Source organism: Enorma phocaeensis, from assembly GCF_016901575.1.
GTDB lineage: Bacteria > Actinomycetota > Coriobacteriia > Coriobacteriales > Coriobacteriaceae > Limicola > Limicola phocaeensis_A.
On sequence record NZ_JACJKQ010000049.1, the window covers coordinates 1 to 1,811 of the forward strand.

A 1,811-nucleotide genomic window follows, 5' to 3' on the forward strand; every position below is an offset into this window, starting at 1 on the left:
GTGATACCGCTAATGTAAAAACAACCACTCGCGCAAACGCTTCGCGCCGTCCGTGCTAACGGAAACCCGCCATCCGCGCTAACGCATTTTCACCATGTTCGCAAACGAGGATATGCTCCGACCGAGGATCGGGACCCTTCGGGAGGAGCGCGGATGGAGAGGAACGTGATGGGCGAGCTGAGCATGCACAGGGCCGCCGGGACCAAGCCGAACTTCAGCGACATAGCGAGGAGGCACGGCCTGGACCGGCACACCGTGGCCAAGTACTGGAGGGAGGGCGGCGAGGTGGAGGACCGCAGGTCCGACCGAGAGAGCGCGTTCGAGCGCGTGCGGCCGATCGTCGAGGCGAAGGCCGTCCTGCCCGGGGCGACGAAGAAGGGGGTGCACGAGATGCTGCTGCACCTGCACAACGACCCGCCGCTGCCCGGCTACGGGGCGTTCACCGCGTGGTGCCGCAGGCAGGGGGTCGCCTTCGGCTCCCCCTCCCCGGAGGCGCACCCGCGCTTCGAGACGCCGCCGGGCCGCCAGCTGCAGTTCGACTGGAAGGAGGACGTCAGGCTCGCCGACGCGAACGGCGAGGTCCTCGAGTTCAACGTGTGGTCGGGCACGCTCGGGCACTCCCGCAGGCACCGCTTCATACCCACGAGGTCGAGGACCACGGACGACCTGCTCGCGTGCCTGCTGGACGCCTTCCTGACCTTCGGCGGCATCCCCGAGGAGTGCGTCACCGACAACATGTCGGCCCTCGTGGCCTTCTCCGGGGGCAGGAGGCGGAAGGTCGAGCGCGCGTGGAGGTTCGCCGAGGAGGCGGGCTTCAGGCTCGTGCTCTGCCGCCCCGGGACGCCGGAGACGAAGGGCAAGGACGAGAGCGCGAACCGCTTCCTCTCCAGGCTCCGCGCCTACGAGGGCGAGTTCACCGGCTGGGAGGGCCTCCTCGAGTGCGTCGCGCGCATAGAGCTCAGAAGCAACGAGGAGCCCAACGAGACCACCGGCCTGCCGCCGAGCGCCCTGTTCATGCGGGAGAAGGAGTCGCTCAGGCCGATCGGCAACGCCCGGCTCCTGCAGTCCATGGTCGGCGATGTGAGCGTCCAGACCGTGCCGCCCACGATGCTCGTGAGGGCGGCGGGGCGCCAGTGGTCGGTGCCCAGGCGCTGCATCGGCAGGCGCGTCACCGTCGTCGCCATGCCCGGTGGCCAGGTGAGGGTCCGCATGGGCGGCGAGGAGGTGGCCGTGCACGACGCCGCGGAGGCCGCCGGCCCGATCGTCTACCGGGAGGAGCACTACATGGAGGCGCTCGACGGCAAGCGCTGGGCGGACGGCGACATACGCGCGGCCGCCCGCGCCAACCTGGACCTTCTCGACGCGCTCGGAGGGGGCGGTGGCGAGTGAGCGCCGTCGCCGAGGCGAGCCCCTCGATCAGGGCGCGGGACAACCTCTCCGCGCTCGGGCTCCACGAGATGGCGGCCTCGCTGCCGGACTACGTGCGCATGGTGTCCGCGGGCGAGCGCGACTTCTGCTCCGCCCTCGAGGAGATGACCCGCGTCGAGGTCGCCGCCCGCGAGGCGAGGATCGTCCGCCAGCGCATACGCTCCTCGGGCTTCCCCTACGTGAAGGGGCTCGCCGACTTCGACTGGGACTTCCAGCCGAGCGTCCCGAGGGCCCGCATCGAGGAGCTCGCGACGCTCAGGTTCATAGAGCGCGCCGAGAACGTGCTGCTCGTCGGCAGCCCGGGCGTGGGCAAGACCCACCTCGCCGTGGCCATCGGCATCGAGGCCGTGCGGGCGGGGCGCGAGGTGAGGTTCATGGACTGC

General features: G+C 70.4%; 2 protein-coding genes. Both read left to right on the forward strand.

Going from position 1 to position 1,811, the window contains the following annotated elements; all coding sequences use genetic code 11:
• Nucleotides 1-153: 153 nt before the first annotated feature.
• On the forward strand, nt 154-1,389 hold the full coding sequence (gene istA, locus H6A15_RS10095; protein WP_204673628.1) for an IS21 family transposase: 1,236 nt from the start codon (nt 154-156) through the stop codon (nt 1,387-1,389).
• On the forward strand, nt 1,386-1,811 hold a 426-nt coding region (locus H6A15_RS10610; protein WP_204673629.1), incomplete at its 3' end, for an ATP-binding protein. The genes istA and H6A15_RS10610, both read left to right, overlap by 4 nt.

Excerpts from the sequence above, each read along its gene's own strand:
- istA (WP_204673628.1), top strand. The coding sequence starts at position 154 with ATGGAGAGGAACGTGATGGGCGAGCTGAGCATGCACAGGGCCGCCGGG.